10 protein-coding genes and 2 tRNA genes are annotated in these 18,858 nt (G+C 56.5%); 2 read left to right on the plus strand and 10 right to left on the minus strand.

The window, feature by feature from the left end:
- Positions 1-212 precede the first annotated feature (212 nt).
- From RUH64_RS07710 to RUH64_RS07725, 4 genes are all read right to left on the minus strand, one after another.
- Positions 213-286: transfer RNA gene (locus RUH64_RS07710), tRNA-Met, on the minus strand.
- 266 nt (positions 287-552) lie between these two features.
- Positions 553-629: transfer RNA gene (locus RUH64_RS07715), tRNA-Met, on the minus strand.
- Positions 630-695: 66 nt separating this feature from the next.
- Positions 696-3,743 (minus strand): UPF0182 family protein, encoded by a 3,048-nt coding sequence (locus RUH64_RS07720; RefSeq protein WP_313812611.1) that lies wholly within the window; start codon positions 3,741-3,743, stop codon positions 696-698.
- Between the two features lie 133 nt (positions 3,744-3,876).
- Complete coding sequence (locus RUH64_RS07725) at positions 3,877-4,992, minus strand: S16 family serine protease (protein ID WP_313812613.1); 1,116 nt, start codon at positions 4,990-4,992, stop codon at positions 3,877-3,879.
- Positions 4,993-5,170: 178 nt separating this feature from the next.
- Between RUH64_RS07725 and RUH64_RS07730 the strand changes: the two genes are divergently transcribed.
- Positions 5,171-6,592, plus strand: coding sequence for a zinc-dependent metalloprotease (locus tag RUH64_RS07730; RefSeq protein WP_313812615.1), 1,422 nt, complete (start codon positions 5,171-5,173; stop codon positions 6,590-6,592).
- 54 nt (positions 6,593-6,646) lie between these two features.
- On the opposite strand, the gene RUH64_RS07735 is transcribed toward RUH64_RS07730, so the two are convergent.
- The 3 genes from RUH64_RS07735 to nudC all read right to left on the minus strand — a co-directional run bounded on the left by RUH64_RS07735 (position 6,647) and on the right by nudC (position 10,384).
- The gene (locus RUH64_RS07735; RefSeq protein WP_313812617.1) at positions 6,647-7,153 is read right to left on the minus strand and encodes a M48 family metallopeptidase; all 507 of its coding nucleotides are present in this window, start codon (positions 7,151-7,153) and stop codon (positions 6,647-6,649) included.
- 178 nt (positions 7,154-7,331) lie between these two features.
- Positions 7,332-9,458 carry an ATP-dependent DNA helicase UvrD2 gene (locus RUH64_RS07740; protein ID WP_313812619.1) on the minus strand — a complete coding sequence of 709 codons (2,127 nt, stop codon included), beginning with the start codon at positions 9,456-9,458 and terminating at the stop codon, positions 7,332-7,334.
- Positions 9,455-10,384, minus strand: a complete 930-nt coding sequence (gene nudC / locus RUH64_RS07745; protein ID WP_313812620.1) for an NAD(+) diphosphatase — start codon at positions 10,382-10,384, stop codon at positions 9,455-9,457. The genes RUH64_RS07740 and nudC overlap by 4 nt, the downstream gene beginning before the upstream one ends.
- Positions 10,385-10,549: 165 nt before the next feature.
- Here nudC and RUH64_RS07750 point away from each other — a divergent pair, with 165 nt between their 5' ends.
- Positions 10,550-11,902 (plus strand): phosphotransferase, encoded by a 1,353-nt coding sequence (locus RUH64_RS07750; protein WP_313812621.1) that lies wholly within the window; start codon positions 10,550-10,552, stop codon positions 11,900-11,902.
- A gap of 18 nt (positions 11,903-11,920) precedes the next feature.
- Here the strand turns inward: RUH64_RS07750 and RUH64_RS07755 are convergent, their stop codons facing one another.
- Genes RUH64_RS07755 through RUH64_RS07765 form a run of 3 tightly spaced genes read right to left on the minus strand, consistent with a single transcriptional unit; the run spans position 11,921 to position 18,851 of the window.
- On the minus strand, positions 11,921-15,262 hold the full coding sequence (locus RUH64_RS07755) for an ATP-dependent DNA helicase (protein WP_313812622.1): 3,342 nt from the start codon (positions 15,260-15,262) through the stop codon (positions 11,921-11,923).
- Entirely contained in the window at positions 15,259-18,465 is a 3,207-nt protein-coding gene (locus tag RUH64_RS07760) for an ATP-dependent DNA helicase (protein WP_313812623.1), read from the minus strand. Before RUH64_RS07760 ends, RUH64_RS07755 begins: the two co-directional genes overlap by 4 nt.
- The gene (locus tag RUH64_RS07765) at positions 18,462-18,851 is read right to left on the minus strand and encodes an MGMT family protein (RefSeq protein ID WP_313812625.1); all 390 of its coding nucleotides are present in this window, start codon (positions 18,849-18,851) and stop codon (positions 18,462-18,464) included. The genes RUH64_RS07760 and RUH64_RS07765 overlap by 4 nt, the downstream gene beginning before the upstream one ends.
- Positions 18,852-18,858: the final 7 nt, after the last annotated feature.

An 18,858-nucleotide genomic window follows, 5' to 3' on the forward strand; every position in this document is an offset into this window, starting at 1 on the left:
GCCCGGCGAGCTACCGAACTGCTCCACCCCGCGTCGGTAAATACAACATTACCAACCCGTAACGTCCAGTTCAAATCGAGAGTGCGTGGCGCTGGTCACCGAAAGCTACCGAGGGGCCAAACTGGAGCGATCCCATGCAGCACCTTCACCCGCAAAAGCCTGGTGGCAAAAAGAAAGGACGGAAGCGATTGCTTCCGTCCTTGCCACTTTCGTGGCGGGGAGAGGATTTGAACCTCTGACCTCCGGGTTATGAGCCCGGCGAGCTACCGAACTGCTCCACCCCGCGTCGGTAAATACAACTTTACCAATTGGAAAACTCCACCGCCACTTGAGATGACGTGTCCTTCATCACGGCGCAATCTTGAGTTGTTCGCCATCTTAAATTCAAACGGTTTCATCGGCGACTTCTTCGATGAGCTTATCACCGCGAATGATCCTACGACTTGGCATCGATTCGTCATCAAATACCGGCTCAGCCCTCTGGTAAGCATCCCAACGCCCAGACTCCAGAGATGCGAAAAGGACGGAAGCAGCTGCTTCCGTCCTTTTCGTTGGTGGCGGGGAGAGGATTTGAACCTCTGACCTCCGGGTTATGAGCCCGGCGAGCTACCGAACTGCTCCACCCCGCGATGACTAGTAAATTATTGCATCATCGCGGAGTGTAAAGCAAATCGGCATCCTGGCGTAGGACTCCCCTAGCCGTTGCCCCCATCGGTTGGAACCGCGGACTCGCTTGGTGCCTGGCTTGCGTTCTCCGGCGCAGGTGATTGATCATCGGCAGTCTTGCCGTTGATTGCATCGTCAGCTTCGGTTGCTCGCTTCAGAGCATCTTGGAGTGCTTCCTGAGACTTGCCGTAGGCTTCGAAGTCGCCCTTGCCCAGAGCTTCCTGTCCGGCCTGGATAGCGTTATTCGCGTCCTCCAGCGCCTTGCTCAGCTTCTCCTCTTCGGTCTGCGACGGTTGCTTGGTTTCATCCTCGCCGTCCTTCTTACCTGAATCACCGGTATCGTTCTCACCGGTGACGGCTCCGGAGTCGCCGCCGAAGACTTCGTCCAAAGCCTCCGACAATGTGTCAGCGAACCCGACCTGATCGCCGAAGGACACCAGGACCTTGCGCAAGGTTGGGTAACTGGTAGCGCCAGACGACTGAACGTAGACCGGCTGAACATACAGGATGCCTCCGCCGACAGGCAGCGACAGCAGGTTGCCGTTCTTCACCTCGGAAGCACCTTGACGCAGCAGGTTAAGTTCCGTCGTGACCTTTGTATTGGTATCGAAGTTCTGCTGCGCCTGACCAGGACCCGGAACAGCGGTATCCGTCGGTAGCTCCAGCAGCCTCAACTTGCCAAAGTCCTTGTCCTTCGTTCCTGCAACGCTGCCTGCATCTGCATTGGCCGACAGGAAGCCGAACATCACGTTGCGCTGCTGCCCGTTGGCAGATCCCGCCGGGATGAACGTCGAGGTCAACGAGAACGTCGCCTGGTCCTGGGTCGGCATCTTCAGGGACATGTAATAAGGCGGCTGCTTGACCTTGGACGTTGAAGTGGTCGGATCATCGGGAACCGCCCACTCGTCATTGCCCTGGTAGAAAGTTCCCGGATCGTCAACGTGGTACTTCGAGAGCACCTCACGCTGAACCTTGAACATATCTTCTGGGTAGCGAACATGCTCCATCAGCTCGGAAGACATGTCCTGCATGGGCTTAATAGTATTCGGGAACACCTTCTGCCAGGCCTTGAGCAGAGGATCTTCCGGGTCCCACGCGTAAAGCTTTACCGAACCATCGTAGGCATCAACCGTCGCCTTGACTGAATTTCGCAGGTAGTTCACCCGGTTATTCAACGCATTGATGTCCTGAGACGAGGTCAGCGAATCGGAAACCGCCGAGGCCAGCTGTTGCTGCTGCGCATATGGGAAGTTATTCGACGTGGTGTAACCGTCGATAATCCACTGCACGCGACCATCGACAATGGCCGGATAGGCGTTGGTGTCCAGGGTCAGGTACGGAGCAACCTTGCTGACGCGCTCCTTCGGGTCGCGATCGTAGAGGATCTGCGACTCGGAGTTCACATCATTGGAGAGCAACAAGTCAGTAGAAGCAAACTTCAGCGAATAGACAATACGGTTGAACATATTGCCCACGTTCGGGCCGCCGCTTCCCTGGAAGGTGTAGCGGGTATCCGGTGAGTCGCCGCTGGTACTCGGGCGGTCAAGTTCTCGATCGTCCCAGCCCTCGTCCGGACCGCCCACAATTGAATACTGCGGTGAATTTTCACCGAAGTAGATTCGCGGTTCGTATTTGTCATCATTGCTCAACGCGCCGGTGGTAGGAATGCCGCCAAGCATGAAGTCTGGGCGTCCGCCTGCCGCAACTCGGTTGCCGTAGGCTGCGACCAAGCCATATCCGTGGGTGTAGGAAATGTGCTGGTTGACCCATGTATCGGTCGGGGCAACATTGACCTCGCGGGCGGCGATGACCGTGTCCTCCACCTTGTTGTCCACCTTGTAGCGGTCGACGTTCAACGTATCGGCGAAGGTGTAGTAACCGCGGAACTGCTGAAGCTGAGCGAAGGCAGCCGATACCAAATTCGGATCCAGCAGACGGATGTTCGCCGTGGTTGCTGTTTCCTTGGCCAATGCGTTCTTCTCGGTATTTACAGTCGCGTCGTACTGCGTTACTTCGATGTCATCCAGGGCAAATGCCTGCCGTGTCATCTTAATGTTCCGGTCGATGTACTGGCTTTCCAGTTCACGCTGCGATGGGACTACCTGATACTGCTGTACCAGGAACGGGTAAATGCCTGCCGCAACAATCATGGTGACGACGAGCATAGCGGTCCCGATCAACGGCAGCCGCCAGCGGCCGGTAAAGGCGGCAATGATGTAGGTAATGGCAATCAGAACTGCAATGATTGCCAGAATCATCTTCGCGGGAATCACCGCGTGTACGTCTCGGTACAGCGCACCGGCGACGCGGCCGGACTGGTCGGTAAGGGTCTCGTATTGGCCGATCCAGAAGTTGACTGCCTGCAGAAGCAGGAACACGGCCACAACGATAGCTGCGTGGACACGTGCGGCCTTGCCGATCTTAATGCCGCCGCGTTCTTCAACTCGGATTCCACCATAAAGATAGTGAGTCAGCATGCCTGCAACGCCACTGAGCAGAACCACGGAAATGAGGAAGCCGTTGAGCAAGGCGATGAATGGCAACGAGAACATGAAGAAGCTCAGGTCAATGTTGAACTGGGGATCCGGGCTGCCCCATGCAGACTGGTTGAAGAACAACATGATGGTCTGCCACTGTCCGGCAACCGCAACTGCGGCGAAAATACCCACTACAAGTGGAATGCCAAACATCAAAAAGCGTCGAACTGGTTCCAGCTGGGACTGGTAACGAGACATCGAGCTTGGCTGGTGGCTGTCAGGTGCATACACCGGACGATGTTTGTAAGCCGAACGCATGGAGAACCACATAGGCACAGCCATCAGCACCAAAGCGATCAGGAAGATGATGATCTTCGCTACTCGTTCGGTCCAATAAACTTCAGAATAGCCAAGCTGGTTGTACCAGAGGATATCTGCGTAAAAATTGGACAAGAAAATAAACACCGCAACGATTATGACCACCGCAAATATGGTGATGGTCAGCGGTGAAACTTTCTTGCCCGAGGGCCTAGACGGTTGTTGTGGTTCGCGAGGCCGCGGCGGTGGCCCCCCGAACGGCGTATCCGATCCGTGTGACACTATCTATTCCTTACCTTTGATCCCTGACGCTTCATGAGGCGTCGGAACTCATCTACCAAATTCATTGAACTGCCATTACAAATTCCATTGGGTTCTGCGTACTTCGCATTCTTCCCACAGCGGACGGTAAAACCTATTTGCATGTCGTCATCCTGGCGGGGTTGGCTCCATTGGCAATGTCTTCCAAGGCCTGGCGCGCTTCCTTTAATGTCGAGACCTTAATGACGTTCAACCCTTCGGGAACACGTCCCACGACATCGGAGCAATTGTCAGCTGGGGCCAGGAAAATGGTGGCACCGCTTCGCTGCGCCGCAACCATCTTTTGTGCGATGCCGCCGATCGCTCCCACTTTGCCCTGCTGATCGATAGTTCCAGTACCGGCAACCTGATGATCACCGGCGATTGATCCTTCGGTGAGTCGATCAATAATTGCTAGGGAAAACATCATGCCGGCGCTCGGACCGCCGATGTTCTCAACACCAAACTTTACGTCGATCGGGAAGTCATGGCTGGTGTTCAACAAGACGCCGAGTTGCCTGTGCCCGCCCTCTCCGGGAGTAGTCGAGACCTGCACGTCCATTGTTTTGAACTTGCCGTTTCTATCTGGTCGTCCGATGGTTAAAGTGGAGGCTTTATCCCCCTGCTTATCTAGTTCCGCCTTCAGCTGTTCAAGCGACTCGATATCTTTGCCCTCGAACTTCAACAACCGGTCGCCGTTCTTCAGTACGTCTTTGTTTGTGTCAGTCGCGAACCCCGCAACGTCCAACCAGGTTTTGTAGTCATATCCCAATTCGGTCAAGGCTGCGGCAACAGCTTGATCCTGGGAGGAAACCATCTGGAAATCGTTTTGTTCAGATTGCTGGTCGGAGGTTACACCGCGGGGAATAACGGTTTCTTCCGGGGCAATATCCTTGGTGGGGTTGAAAAGTGCTTCGAGCACCACGGGAACGGTGACTCGATTATTTCCGCCGCCCTGAACGTAAACGGTCAGCATGTCTAGGACGCTTTCAGATTCATAACTTTTCGCACCGTCGATGGTAATCAGCTTCGTGCCATCAACTTCACCAAGCGTGTTGAGCACTGGGCCAGGTGAACGGATCACGAAATTCGTCGGTAGAAACATCATGATGCCAATCAAAAGCAGAGCGATGATACCCGCGTTCGTACGTTTTGCCCTCGCGGAACCGATGCTAGCACCACCGGAATCCACCGGACTGCTAGCTGAGATTATTGGTTCCTGTTCGTGCACGTGCCCTGCTCCTGACGAAAAAGTAGTTGCAGCAATGCCAATTCAGGCAAGGCTACTGTTAACCCTACTGAAGCCGAGCTGTGAATTTCATTAGGAACTCATGCGATTTGATGTGCCCAAAGCGAACTGTCGCTTTTGGGCCTATTAACTCAATGCTGTTCGCGGTACTTTTAACTACATGGCACAGAACCCTCCGAATAATCGACCTGACGACAACGACGACGAGAACACTCCGCAAGATCCTTTCTCTGCGATGTTTGGTCAGCTCTTTGGCGGCGGATTCAATCCAGATGACCTGCCTCCCCAATTGCGAGACGCATTAGGCGCGCAAGGAGATCCCGCCGCCATGCAGCGGATGATGCAGCAGGCACAGGCCATGATGTCGGCAATGATGAACAACAATGCCTCGGCTGGCCCAGTGAATTGGAAGCTTGCCTCCGACACGGCGCTGCAAGCCTATGCCAGCGATGACCCGGAGGTGTCAGTTGCCCGCCAAAGTGCCATTACCGATGCTTCCTACCTTGCGGACCTGTGGCTGAACAACGCCACTTCTTTCGAATCCGGTTCAATTCCCATTGAAGCTTGGACGCGTAAACGCTGGTATGACAAGACGCTGGCAACCTGGAAGAAGATTACCGAACCGGTCGCAGAATCTGTTGCCCAGGCGATCACTACGTCCATGAAGGACCAGATCCCTGAGCAGATGAAGGGAATGCTGGGCAACTCCGACCAGATGTTCAGGAACCTAGGCGCCAGCATGTTCGGAATGCAGCTTGGTTCCGCGCTCGGCGGTCTGGCCAAGGACGTACTCGGCGGCACCGACATCGGGCTTCCCCTCGCCGGTACCACCCCAGGAATTGTTGCAACTAACGTTGCAGCCTTTGGCGATGGACTGGAAATCCCAGAGCAGGAAGTTCTGCTCTATGTCATCTTGCGCGAAAGTGCGCATACCAGACTCTTTGATCGTGTTCCATGGTTGAGCTCCCAGTTGATTAGCGCCGTTGAAGCCTACGCCCGCGGCATCCACATCGACATGTCGCACATTGAAGAAGCTGTTCGAGACATCGATCCGTCCAACCCAGAAGCTCTACAGTCGATGTTGGGCGAGGGCCTGTTCAACCCGCAACGCACTCCTGCTCAGGATCGTGCCCTAGAAAACCTTGAATTGACCTTGGCTCTCATTGAGGGCTGGGTTGACCACGTCGTTTCACTGGCTGCACAGAACTTGCCATTCGCGGAGCATCTGCGCGAAACCATGCGTCGCCGTCGTGCTACCGGCGGACCTGCTGAATCCACGTTCGCGGCGCTGGTTGGCTTGGAGCTTCGCCCTCGCAAATTACGTGAAGCGGCGGCACTATGGGAGCACCTGCACGATGAACGCGGCATCGATGGACGAGACGCGGTCTGGGGCCACCCTGACTTGATGCCGACAGAGGAGGATCTGAGTGATCCGACTGGATTTACGAAGCGTCGCGAACTTGCCGCCCAGGAGTTCGACGATTTTGACGTTGCACTTGGCAAGCTTCTAGCTGGTGAATTCGACCAAAAGAATCCCGACGGTGCAGAACAGAATGATGATCCTGAGGATCCAAAAAACTAATTCCATATGAAAGCACTGATGGGTGTGGAACCTCGTTCCACACCCATCAGTGCTTTATACAGATTCGCTCAATTCCGAAGATTCGTCCTCCACGTCGTCAAATCCGGCTACCGACACAGTTTCACCTTGCTCATTGGCGTGGGCACGATATCCGGCACTAAATCCCGCAAGGAACTGGTCAGCCTCGACCCTGCGCTCGAAGCGGTTCAGCAGACGTTGAAATACTGGCCCGTGGCCGTCCCTGGGGGCAACCAGATGTGCCAATTCATGCACGAGCACATAGTCCTGCACCCATTCAGGAGTATGAAGCAAATTCGAAGAGAGCCGAATCGTCCGCTGGTGCAGGCTAGCCGATCCCCAACGTTTGTTCTGATTGGTGACCCATCGAACAGCAGTTGGACGAGCACGACCATCAAAATATTGATGATCCAAGCGCGTTGCCCTTTCGGCCAGTGCAACCTCATTCGACGTCGCTGCTTTGCGTGCCTTGGATTGGCGGTACTTCTTGATCATTTCATCAACCAGCATCCGCTCCGATTTTTCATCGAGTGTTGCGGGCACCTGGACAACTAGGCGGTCATCCCTCCACTGCGATGAAATCGTCTTCTTCCGCTTTGCCGAACGAACGATCCTCACTGGAATTTCATCGGCGGCTTGGAAATCGACACTGGTGGGTTGTGCTGGCATCTAAAATCCTTTGAGAACCGTTCTTGCAAGCGCTGCATATTGCTGCAACTGCCTATCCCCCATGCTCAGCGAGTAGTTCCAGAACGGCTTGCCCGTAGCGTTCAAGTTTGCTCCGTCCAACGCCGGAAATTTTCCCCAGCGCCTGCTCTGAGGTTGGACGGTGCTCTGCTATCGACATCAATGTCGCATCGGTGAAAATGACGAACGCGGGGATCGAATTCGCCTTGGCCACTTCTGAACGCCAGGTTCTCAACGATTCAAATAACGCCTCATCGTACGCAGCCGGACACGAAGCACAGCGTCGCAACTTTCGCTCTTTTGCACTGGTTAGGAACGAACCGCAGGTGTTACACACCGCCGGCGTCAGCTTTTGTTCGCGTCGTTTCGTCTGTGGCTGTTGGCGGCTGGAAACTTGTCGGGCCGATTTGATCCCGTCGAGGAACCTCGACGGGAACCTGTGTGCACGGCCGCCAGGAGTTCGAGCCAAGGACCACGAAAGGAAAAGACGAATACGTGCTCGGGTAATTCCGACATACAGCAATCGTCGCTCTTCATCGAAACCCGCCTGGTCTTTGGCATAGGTAATCGGCACCAGTCCGTCGCTCAGTCCCGCGAGGAATACGACATCCCATTCAAGACCTTTAGCAGCATGGAATGAAGCCAGAGTGACGCCATCCAGGGTTGGAGCATGCTGAATTGCAGCTCGTTCCTCCAACTCGCGGACAATATCATGCAAGGTGCACTTCTCATCCTGTGCCGTCTTGCCAGCGACCAGTTCATCGGCAAGCCGGACCAACGCGGACAGCGACTCCCAACGTTGGCGGACCGCTCCCGTCCCACCGCTAGGAGCGTTTGGTGAATACCCGTGCGAGGAGAGCACATCGCGAACCAGCTGCGTTACGTTTTCTTCCTGCGCCGATACTCCAAGTGCCGCACGCAGGGCAAGCATCCCTTCCTTGACTTCCCTGCGAGAGAAGAAGCGTTCGGCACCGCGCATAACGTAGGCGATCGAATTGGCGTTGAGCGCCTGTTCAAAGGCTTGAGATTGACCGTTGGTTCGGTACAGGACTGCAATGTCAGAGATATCTTGGCCCTGGCTGATCAGTTGTTTTATGCGTTGGGCAATTTCCTCAGCTTCATTCTCGTCATCGCTGCCCTCAAAGAATTCCGGCGCAGGTCCATGATCGCGCTGCGCGATCAGTTCTAGTGGTTCAGGCCAGGTAATGAACCTGTCTGGAACAGACGTTTCAATACGTCGCGTTGCAAGTACCTTGTTCGCTAGGGAAACTATTTCTGGCGTCGAGCGGTAGTCCCTAACTAGTTTGACAACTTTTGCCTCCGGAAAGCGGGTGCCGAAGTTTAGAAGGTAATCCGGTCGTGCACCGGTAAATGAATAGATGGTCTGGCTGGCATCTCCAACCACACACAGTTCATCACGAGACCCAAGCCATAGATCTAGCAACCGCTGTTGTAGGGGCGAGACGTCCTGATACTCGTCCACTACGAAATGACGGTACTGCTGACGAACGCTTGCCGCGACCTTCTCGTCTTCTTCCAGAATGGCGCTAGTCAGAAGCAGCACGTCTTCAAAGTCGATGACGTTGCGGTCGTCTTTGAGCTCTTCGTAGGTCTGAAAAATGCGCGCCATGCTCACCGGTGCCAACCCATTAGGCATTTCGCGACTTTCAACGATTTTTGCGTAGCTTTCAGGAGAATGCATGGACACCTTGGCCCATTCAACTTCGGCGGCCAAGTCCCGCACCATTGCACGATCGCTGGAAATCCGAAGTCGTCTGGCCGCTTCGGCGATAATTGGCGCCTTGTGCTCGACGAGGTTCGGGAGGCTGCCGCCAACTGCCTGTGGCCAGAAGTACTGCAACTGACGCAGAGCAGCGGCGTGAAAGGTCCTAGCCTGAACGCCCGGGGCACCAAGCTGACGCAGTCGGGTGCGCATTTCAGATGCGGCCCGGGTAGTGAAGGTCAGCGCCAAGACGCTAGTCGGGTTGTAGATTCCCGAATGTACACCGTGGGCGATACGGTGCGTGATGGCCCTCGTCTTGCCCGTGCCGGCGCCGGCAAGAATACATAATGGTCCGCGCAGGGTCTCTGCTGCCTGACGCTGCTCGGCATCCAGCCCCAATAGGAGGTCGTGGATGGGGGTGTTGGCAATCTGGCTCATCGGCCGGCAGCTTCCGGCAGTTCCTGTCCGTACCAGGATTTGATCAGGGCGTAGGCAATCGATACTCCGCGTGGAATTTCCAAGGACCCGGCACGAAGTTCAGCTTCAAGCTCTGCGCGGCTGAACCAGCGAAGGTCTCGAATTTCTGCCCCATCTGGTACCAGATCTGTGCTGAGCGCTTCGGCGCTGAATCCGAGCATGAGTGAGCGCGGCAGCGGCCAGGGCTGCGATCCCCGATAGGCCACGTCTCCGATGTGTACGCCAGCTTCCTCGAAGATTTCCCTGCGCACCGCCGATTCTAGAGACTCCCCTGCCTCGACAAATCCCGCAAGTACCGAGTACATGTGGGTACGGAAGTTAGCGTTGGCGCCCAGCAGGATGCGGTCTTGCTCATCAATAATCGAGGCGATGACTGCCGGGTCCGTTCGAGGAAATAGCTGATGACCGTTCGCTTCACAGCGTTGGTTCCATCCAGCAGCCGAGGGCTTCACCGGCGAACCGCACCGGGGGCAGAACTTTTCCGACCCAAGCCAGTTCGAGATGGCCTGTGCCTCGACGAAAAGTTCCATGTGGAGTTCGTTGAATAAGGTGAACCCTTCACGCAGTGAAATCCAGCGGGCGTCTGCGCCCAGTACGTAGTTATCCGAAAGGACGATGGCCAGAATGTAATTACGCGAGCGATGAGTTCCCAAAAACACTAAGGTCGTATCTTCTGTACGTTTCAACTCAGACCCTGGAACCAGATACAGCGCGTCGATGGTGGCGGCGGCGCCCAATTCACTAAGTAGCACAACACTCGTGGTTTCATCCTGTAACGCACGGGTAATCAATTCCGGGTTCTCTTGCTCCGTCAACGGTCGTTCAATCAATGATTGAGCAAAACTCAGCCCGGTAAGTGGTGAACGATATTTCTGTGCCAACGCCATACATCTAACCTAGTGCACTGTTAAGCCGCTTAACCTCCCAGCGCTCGGACTGTGCATAGATATGACGATGATTTTCGTCGCAACACTGGAAATTCCCAATGAATGCAGGGGACTCCCGTGCGTCATTCAACGATGAACCTTGGAATGTCGCATACGGTGGACATTGTGAAACGCACTGCTATGGAACTCGCCGCAATTGCCACCGCCGCTGTACCCGGGTTGTCCCCGGTGGGCTTTGCCGCGCTATCCGATGATGCAGAAGATTTTGATTCGGCACTGATCGTTGACGCGCAGAAACTGCGTTGGCGTGTACGCTCCCCTCGACACGATGAAGCAAGCATGCGATTGGAAGCCGAGCTGTCGGCACTGCGCGCATTTTCAGCCAAGGTCCGTGCAGGACTCCCCTTCGCGTTGCCGAGTGTGGCAGGAACTGTTCGTCAAGGTTCGCTGCGCACTTTTGTATACAAAGACCTGCCAGGCCGTGTACCAACGTTGGATGAATTGGTGGATGAAGGCAGTTCATTAGCCAAGGCGCTAGGCCAGTGCATGGCAGCAATTCACCAGATTCCGGACGAGTCGGTGGAGATCGCTGGACTTCCGACCTACACCGCAAATGAGGTCCGCCAGCGGAAGCTCAACGAACTGGATACCGCCGCAGCCACAGGTAAGGTCCCAAGCCGACTATTGCGTCGCTGGGAACACGCTATGGAAGACGTGGCGCTATGGCGGTTTAATGCGACAGTCGTCCATGGTGATTTTGACGAAGAACAGATCCAGATTTCCCACTCCAGCATTACTGCGGTCAAGGGTTGGACGGACCTGCATGTGGGAGATCCCGCAGATGACTTCGCCTGGCTTTCTGCCGTGGAGGATCAGAACTTCAGCGAGCGAGTTTTTGCCGCTTACGTCGAGGCACGCGGCAAGTCCGCCGACCCTCATATCATGCGCCGCGCTGCTCTGGCCGCCGAATTTGCACTGGCCCAGTGGCTGGTCAAGTCGATTGACAGCAAGGATTCAGAGCGCATTGCCGAAGCCGAGATGATGCTCAAGGAACTGGACCAGAACATTTCTGAATACGGTGGCCAGCCATTGTCAGTGGTCGAAGCCCCCCGCCCAATTAATGTTTCTACCCCGGAGTCTTTCGCACCGGCCAAGGAAGCTGCAGCGCAAGCCCCGCCGGAATCTGCCGCCAAGGTCGTTTCATTGCCAAAGCAGCAGAGCCCAACAATCAATACCTCGAAGGTTTCTGCACTCGGTGCCACTTCGAACGCTGAGGCTGACGCCGCGCTCAAGGCAAAGGAAACGTCGAAACAGCTGGACGAGCAAGGCCCGTCGGTCTCGAAACTCACGGACTCAAACTCAGCTGGTTCAGAGGCTCAAATGCCGAAGGTCGAGAAAATCGCTGTAAACGATGCTGCTACCAGCAAGCCAGCCGAAGACAAGGTTCAGAGCACCGAAACAGACAAGGCGGAAGTCTCGCCCTCCGATAATGAAACGAAGGACGAGTCCCCGAAATGAGTCGAACCGTTTAGGAGGCTAGGGAGCTGACGCTTCTTGGTCTCCTAGTCGTTCAAATGCCTCGGTAATCATCCGCTCAAGATCTTCTTCACTCGACAGGTGTTGTGCGTGGATCGTGATGCCAGCGGCCACGTAATAAAAGGCGGCCCCAATATTCTCTAGCGGGATTCCATGGAGTCTTGACCAGCCCAAGCGATACACGGCGAGCTGTACGAGCTTGCTTTTGAGATCCTTGCCCGAGGGTACTCGTCCAGTTTTCCAGTCGAGCATCAACCAGGTGCCGTCCTCCAGACGGAACACCGCGTCGATTCGCCCTCGAACAGCTACCGGTCCAACGCGTGTTTCCAGAGGTACCTCGACATACGCCGGCTGCAAATTGGCCCATTCGCTGTTGAGGAACGCTTCCTTCATCGATTCAAGATCCAAAGCATCATCAAGGTAGCTGTCTGCAGGTTCCGTGATGTCGCCAAGGTCCAGCATGGAAGTCTTTTCGTAGTAATCCTCGATCCAGGCGTGGAACGCTGTACCGCGGCGTGCAGCAAGACCTGGCCGACGCGGAACCGGCCGACGAAGGTTGGCCAACACTGCTTCTGGATCTTCGGCAAGCTCGACAAACATGGAAGCACGAACGTGCTCTGGCGGCTGCACATCCTGTTCTCGCTTGGCCAAAAAATCACGGTGCGCCAGCAAACGACGTGCTTCGGCAGCCCACTCCTGTCCCATGCTGGTGCGCGGTTCGTATCCATCGTCGACTTCCACCACGGCTTCGGCCATTTCTTCCAAGACCAACCGGCGCGAATAGGGCGCGGTCCCCTGAATGACGCCGCCGCTGATCTCTGGGCCGACCAAGGGGTCATAGGGCCACGTCGCCTCCAGCGGGGTCATTCTGCTCGGGTTTTGTTCCGGTGCATCTTCGTCATTAACCCATTCACCAATCTGTGCAGGCGGTTGCTCTCCAACAGTCAATGGCACCAATGCGTTGAAGAACAGCGAAGGTGGCGTTGGTTTGCTCCGACTTGCGGTCCAGATACTGCTGCTGCAAATCAGCAGGCTCTTGGCTCTGGTCAGAGCAACATAGGCAAGTCGTCGCTCCTCTTCAATGTGGTGGTCTTCGACCTCCGCATTGAACATCGATTCGGCTTCCATCAGCTCTTTTAATGCAGGTTGATCTGTATCCCATTGCGGCAGATCTTGGCTGTCGCCGCGAAGAGGCCACGGCAGCGCTTTATCACCGCTGGTCCAACGGTCTGATTTGCTGCCCGGGAACACCCCCTCGTTCATCGACATGACCGCGACGTTGTCCCATTCCAAACCCTTGGATGCATGAATCGTCAGCAGCTGCACCGCCTGCGGATCTGCATCTTCACCCGGTAGCGGTAGCCCTTTCTCCTTTTCTACAGCTTGTTCCAGCCACATCAGGAACCCCGCCAATTCAACCCTTGGCGCGTTGCGACAGTAGTCTCGGACCACATCGGCAAACGCATCCAAATTTGCTCTCGATTTTTCGGGCTCAATCCATGGCCGCGCGGCCACTTCGATGTCCAGATTCATGGCGCGCTCAACTTCACGGATCAACGTTTCAAGATCGTCGTTGGCAATCAAACGTAGGGCTGCCAACTCATCTCGCAGGGCAATCAACCGCTGGCGTCCCGCATCACTTAATGTTCTTCCCTCACTGCTTTCCCAACCCTCGGAGGGGAGGAAGTCCAAGGCCTCGATGAGGCTTGCAGAATCGTTGAGTTCTGCCCTGAGCATTTCGAAGTTCTCGTCCTGCGGGAGCGGCAGTTCCGGCTGGTTCAGCGTTGAGTTCAGCGCGCGGGTCCGTCGGCGCTCAAGCTGCCGGGACCAGTCGGCAAATGCCGAAAGGTCGGCGGCGCCCAGCCTCCACCTGGCACCTGCCAGCAGGCGCATCAGCTTGTCGGAGCGCAGCGGGTCAACCAAAACATGCAAGGTAGCTACCAGGTCGGTCAGCTCGGGAGTATTCAACAGCCCGGAGAGTCCAACGAATTGGTACTCGATACCTTTTTCTTCCAAAACTTCCGCCATGGCGGTGAGCTGGTTGCGATTGCGAGATAGCACGGCACTGGTTTTCAACGAACCGTCAGGGTTGGTTCTGCCCGCTGCAACGATTTGTTCGGCAATCTTCTGTGCTTCATCGCGCACCGTGGCGCAGCGGTTGAGCACGACCATTCCCGCTTGAGCGAATGCGGAAGGCTCAAGCGGTTTGACCGAGACCGGACCGCTGTTCCGTTGCCGTGCACCTGCAGTAATGGCATTTGCAGCGTCAAGCACATGAACAGTATTGCGCCAGGCGACGGTCAGGTGGTTGACGTGGGCTGGTTCCCGCCCTGTTTCATGAACGATCGGAAATTCTTGCGGGAATCGGAATAGCTGACCAGCACTGGCGCCTCGAAAGCCATAGATCGACTGATTCGGATCTCCCACGGCAGTCACCGGGTGTCCCTGGCCGTAAAGCTGGGAAAACAGCACCATCTGCGCATGAGAGGTGTCTTGAAACTCGTCTAGCAAAACGATCTTGTGGCTGGCCTTCTCGGCGAGCGCGGCTGCTGGTACTTCTCGGGCGATCTTGGCCGCATAGGCCACTAGGTCGCCGTAGTCCATGACACCGAGCTTCTTTTTTGCTTTGGCGTACTCCTCGGACAGTTCGGCAATTGTGGCTCGGGAAGCCAGCTTGTCCAGCAGTTTGAGTGCCGCTTGGGTGGGGTTCTTCTGCTTTTCGATGTCCATTGGCAGGGTACGCAGTCTCACCAGCAGGTCTTCGATCCATTGGTGTGCCTGCGGCGCAGCAACAAGATGCTCGGATGATTCTGAGCTGAAGGAGACGATCGCATCGATCAGCGTACTGGTGGCGCTGTTTAGATGCTGGTAGTCGCCGGTGTAGCTTTCAAGCACCGAATGGGCCAGCTGCCACGATTGGGCGGCTCCGAGCAGGGTGCTGTCTTCTTCCAGCCCCAGGCGGAGACCGTGGTCTTGGACTAGGGTGTTGGCGTAGGAATGGTAGGTAGAAACCACCGGATCGAGGAATTCTCTAGTCTCTTGATCACTGAGGAGTCCCGCCGCTACCAGCTGGGCGATTTTTGCACGGATGCGGATGGACAGTTCTCCGGCGGCCTTGCGGGTGAAGGTCACACCCAAAATTTCTTCCGGGCGCACCAGCTGGTTGGCGACGAGCCAGACGACTTTGTCTGCCATGGTTTTGGTTTTGCCAGACCCTGCGCCGGCGATCACCAGCATCGGCTCTAGCGGGGCCGCGATGATTTGCGCCTGTTGTTCGGTCGGCGGGAACTTTTCGCCCAGTGCTTCGGAAAGCTCTTGCGGGGTGTATTTGATCTGGCTCATCGTTCGGTGACCTGTCGTCCTTGTTCACATATCGGGCAGATTTCGGGCAGTGTGCAGCTACCCATCAGTCCCCCTGTTCCTGCCACATGTCTGGCGGTGAATTCCGTATGCCCCATAAGTTCGGCAGCTTCGATGATTAATTGGCGCGCCCAGTCTTCTTGATTGAGCGCCGGCTGTTCTCGCAGTGCTGGGCTCTTGGTCGAGGTGCCGACATAGACCAGTGAAGCTCCTGCCGGGTCATCGGATAGCCCTTCCGACTCCGCGAGGTCGCCCAGTGCTCCGAGCTGAATCGCGGTTTGATACACACCAAGCTGCGGGTGCTGAAGCACATCGTTCTTGCTTGGAGCGCTGGCACCGGTTTTCAGATCGACGACCGTAACCTTTCCCTGGGCGTCTGCCTCCACTCGGTCGATAATTCCACGGATTTCAACGTCAGGTCCATCGTTGGGGACGCTGACATTGAACTGAAGTTCACGGGCAATCAGGCGGCGCCCTTCCTGCCGCATGGCAACACAGTATTGTGCGAACTTCTTGAGCATCTGCGTTGCGCGGTCGAAGTCCCGTTGCCCTTCCCAGTTCTCCAGCTTTTCAAGTTCGGGCCATCGTTCCTCGAGGATCGCCTCGTATTCCGAACCACTGGCGTCCGGATGTTCTTCGGCGATTGAATGGATGAGCGTGCCTAAGGAAGCCGCGAAGTCATGGGCTGCGGTACCGCCGGCGCTCTGTACAAACCAGTTCAGCGGCGACTTGACTAGGGTCTCCACCTTGGATGGGGATACTCTTCGCGGATGTCCTTCGGCGACGACCGGTCCGTCGCTGCTTGGTTCCAGCAGGCCCCACCACTGTGATGGATCGGCTCCCCTGACGCTGCGTTCCTGGCCTGCGAGAGTGCGCAAAACATGGGTGGCGTCCTGGTAGAGGTCTGCAGGATCGAACTGTACCGGGGGCTGGGCGACACCGAGGCTCGCTGCTTTGGCCTGTTCAGCGGTACGACGGAGCTCGGCAACAAGCGTCGGTAGGGCTCGAATGCGCGGTACCGCTGTCAGTTGCCGCCCTTGCTCATCCGGCGGCTGCACCAAATCGAGGAAGGAGGAAGGCTGCGAGTCCTCATTATCCACTGCTGTACAAATCAGTTGTTCGCCAGCACGAGAGACCGCATTGGAAAAGCTGCGCAGTTCATCACTGCGAATTTGGCGGATCAAGTGGGTCGGCGTGCGCGTTGCAAGGAATTCAACGCCGTGTTCCACCGCGTCGCCCAGGGCGTTGGACCCCAACAGTTCGCCGCGTAGACGCAGGTTGGGCCAGGAGCCTTCCTGCAGCCCGGGAATGAACACCACTGGCCATTGTTTGCCGGCTGCGGCCGCGGTTGTCAGTACAGTCACCATTTGATTTCCAGCTGCACGGCTGGCCAGCGAATCCATCGGGAGTTCCTGGGTCAAGATGTGCTGTACGAACTGTTCGACGCTGGCACCTGGCAGTTGATCAACGAAGCGTTCGGCCGCCTGGAACAGCGAAAGCACCGCATCAAGATCGTGGTCTGCCCGCCGTGAGGTATTTCCGGTACCCAGCGCTTCCTCACGCCATACAGCTGAACGTCCTGAGGCCTCCCACAGCACCCATAAAGCAGTTTCCGGCGTTGCGGTACCGGTGGCGAGCTCTTTTTTCAGCGCACCGTACATTTTCAGCAGTCGTTGCAGGCCAAAACCAGGCTTGCCAAGATCTGCGGCGAGGTCTGGCTCTTCCAGACAGGCTTCAAGTAGTTCTTGGCTTGAGCGCTTGCCGCCGTTGGCGGCTTCCTGCTGGCGCAAGAGCTGGCGAAGACGCCGGATTTCAAGGGCTGTACTCATCCCATAACGAGAGAGCAGCAAACTGTGCATAAGCAGCGGATCATCGCTGACCGAGTCGGCAAATGCCAGCTGGAGCAGGTCAAGTAAGGGTCGCACCGCTCCTTCATCCTTGAGAGCAATTTCGGCAGGAGGTACCTGTACTGCGATGCCCTGGCCTTCGAGGAATCGGCTCATGGACCTGACTTGCGAACCGTTGCGTACGACTACTGCGATGTCAGACAGTTCTCGCCCCTCAAAAAGATTGAATTGCACGATGCGCTGAGCAATAAACCTCTCCTCCAGGGTTGAGTTTTCAAAACACAGCGATAGCGCGAGTCCTTGCTCTCCCTCATTGGATGAAACAACCGCGCGCCCCTTGGTGCCGGCTGACTGGGGAATGCGCTGGACCACGCGCTGCCAAGCCAGCGTGACGGCGGGGGCCATCCGGTGCCCCGTAGTCATCTCGATGACTCGGGCGGAATTTCCACTGCTGTAACGCTGGCTGAAGCGGTGCAGCTCATCGGCTCGAGCACCGCGGAATCCTTGAACAACACTGTCTGGTGCGGCGAACGCCACGAACGGGCGATCCCTGCCTAATAATTCCAGCAACCGGTGCTGCGACAGCGTTGCTTCTTGAAGGTCATCGACCAAAATCAAGGACAGCTTGTCGTGCTCCTCATAAAGAAAATTCTGGTTCTCCTCAAGAAGTTGTGCGGCCCTGGTGATCAGCCCTGCCGGGTCGAAGGCCTCGGCGTTACCCAGATCCAGAAGGTCACGATATTCCTGATAGAACAGCGCCGCGGCGACCCACTCTTCACGTTGCGTGCTGACTCCATAATCTGCAATATCTCCGGGATCCAACCCCAGTTCAGAAACTCGGTCAAAGAACTCTCGGAGTTCTTTGCGGAATCCCCGGGTTTCCACCGCGAGCTCGAGTTCGGCTGGCCAGCCGGGCCCCGGGGTCAGTCCCTGGGCATGCCCTTCAAGCAGACTGCCGATCAGCGTATCTTGTTCTGGTCCCGACAGCAGGCGGGGGGCACGCTCGATAAACGGCAGCAAGCCAGCAACGCGGGCCCGTCGGATCAAGTCGAAGGCATAGGCCGACCAGGTTCGCACCACCGGTTCGGTGAAGGTCCGCTGAGCCCTGCGACTGAGCTCATCGCGAATTGATGCGGCACTCAATCGGGTGGGTGCGATGATCAGCAAGGACAGCGGATCGGCCCCGGCGTCTAGGTGGGCCACCGCCGTATCAATGAGTGTCGTGGTTTTTCCGGTGCCTGGCGCGCCGAGGACCAAGACGGGGGCCTTCGACTGTTCAAGTCCGGCAACCAGTTCATCGTGGCTGACCTCGGTTTCCAACACTTCATCCATGCTCATAGTTGATCACCTGCTTCCCACATTTCAGCGTTGCCCAACGCGAGGCGCAGCCGATCAATCTTTTCCCATTGCGCAGCGGTGGGAATCCAACGCTTGGCGTTCATGCTGACCTTGCGATCCGGCGCCGCTATTGCCTCGCGCTCCCAATGAGTGCGGGCCACGGCTTCTAGTTCGGGAGCGATGGAACCGTTGGAGCGGATAATCCTCCACCATGGCGTCCCCGTCGGCGCACGGCCCATGGCCTTTCCAGCCTGGCGGGCTCCCCCGCTGCCAAGCAGTTCGGCAACATCCTTATAACTGAGAACGGATCCCGGCGGAACCATCTGCGCAAGTTGATGCACGGCATCCACGTAGTCAATTGGTATTTCAACCGATTCCTCGCTCATGGTTCTA

Origin of the sequence: Glutamicibacter sp. (assembly GCF_032154645.1) — a bacterium.
Taxonomy (GTDB): domain Bacteria; phylum Actinomycetota; class Actinomycetes; order Actinomycetales; family Micrococcaceae; genus Glutamicibacter.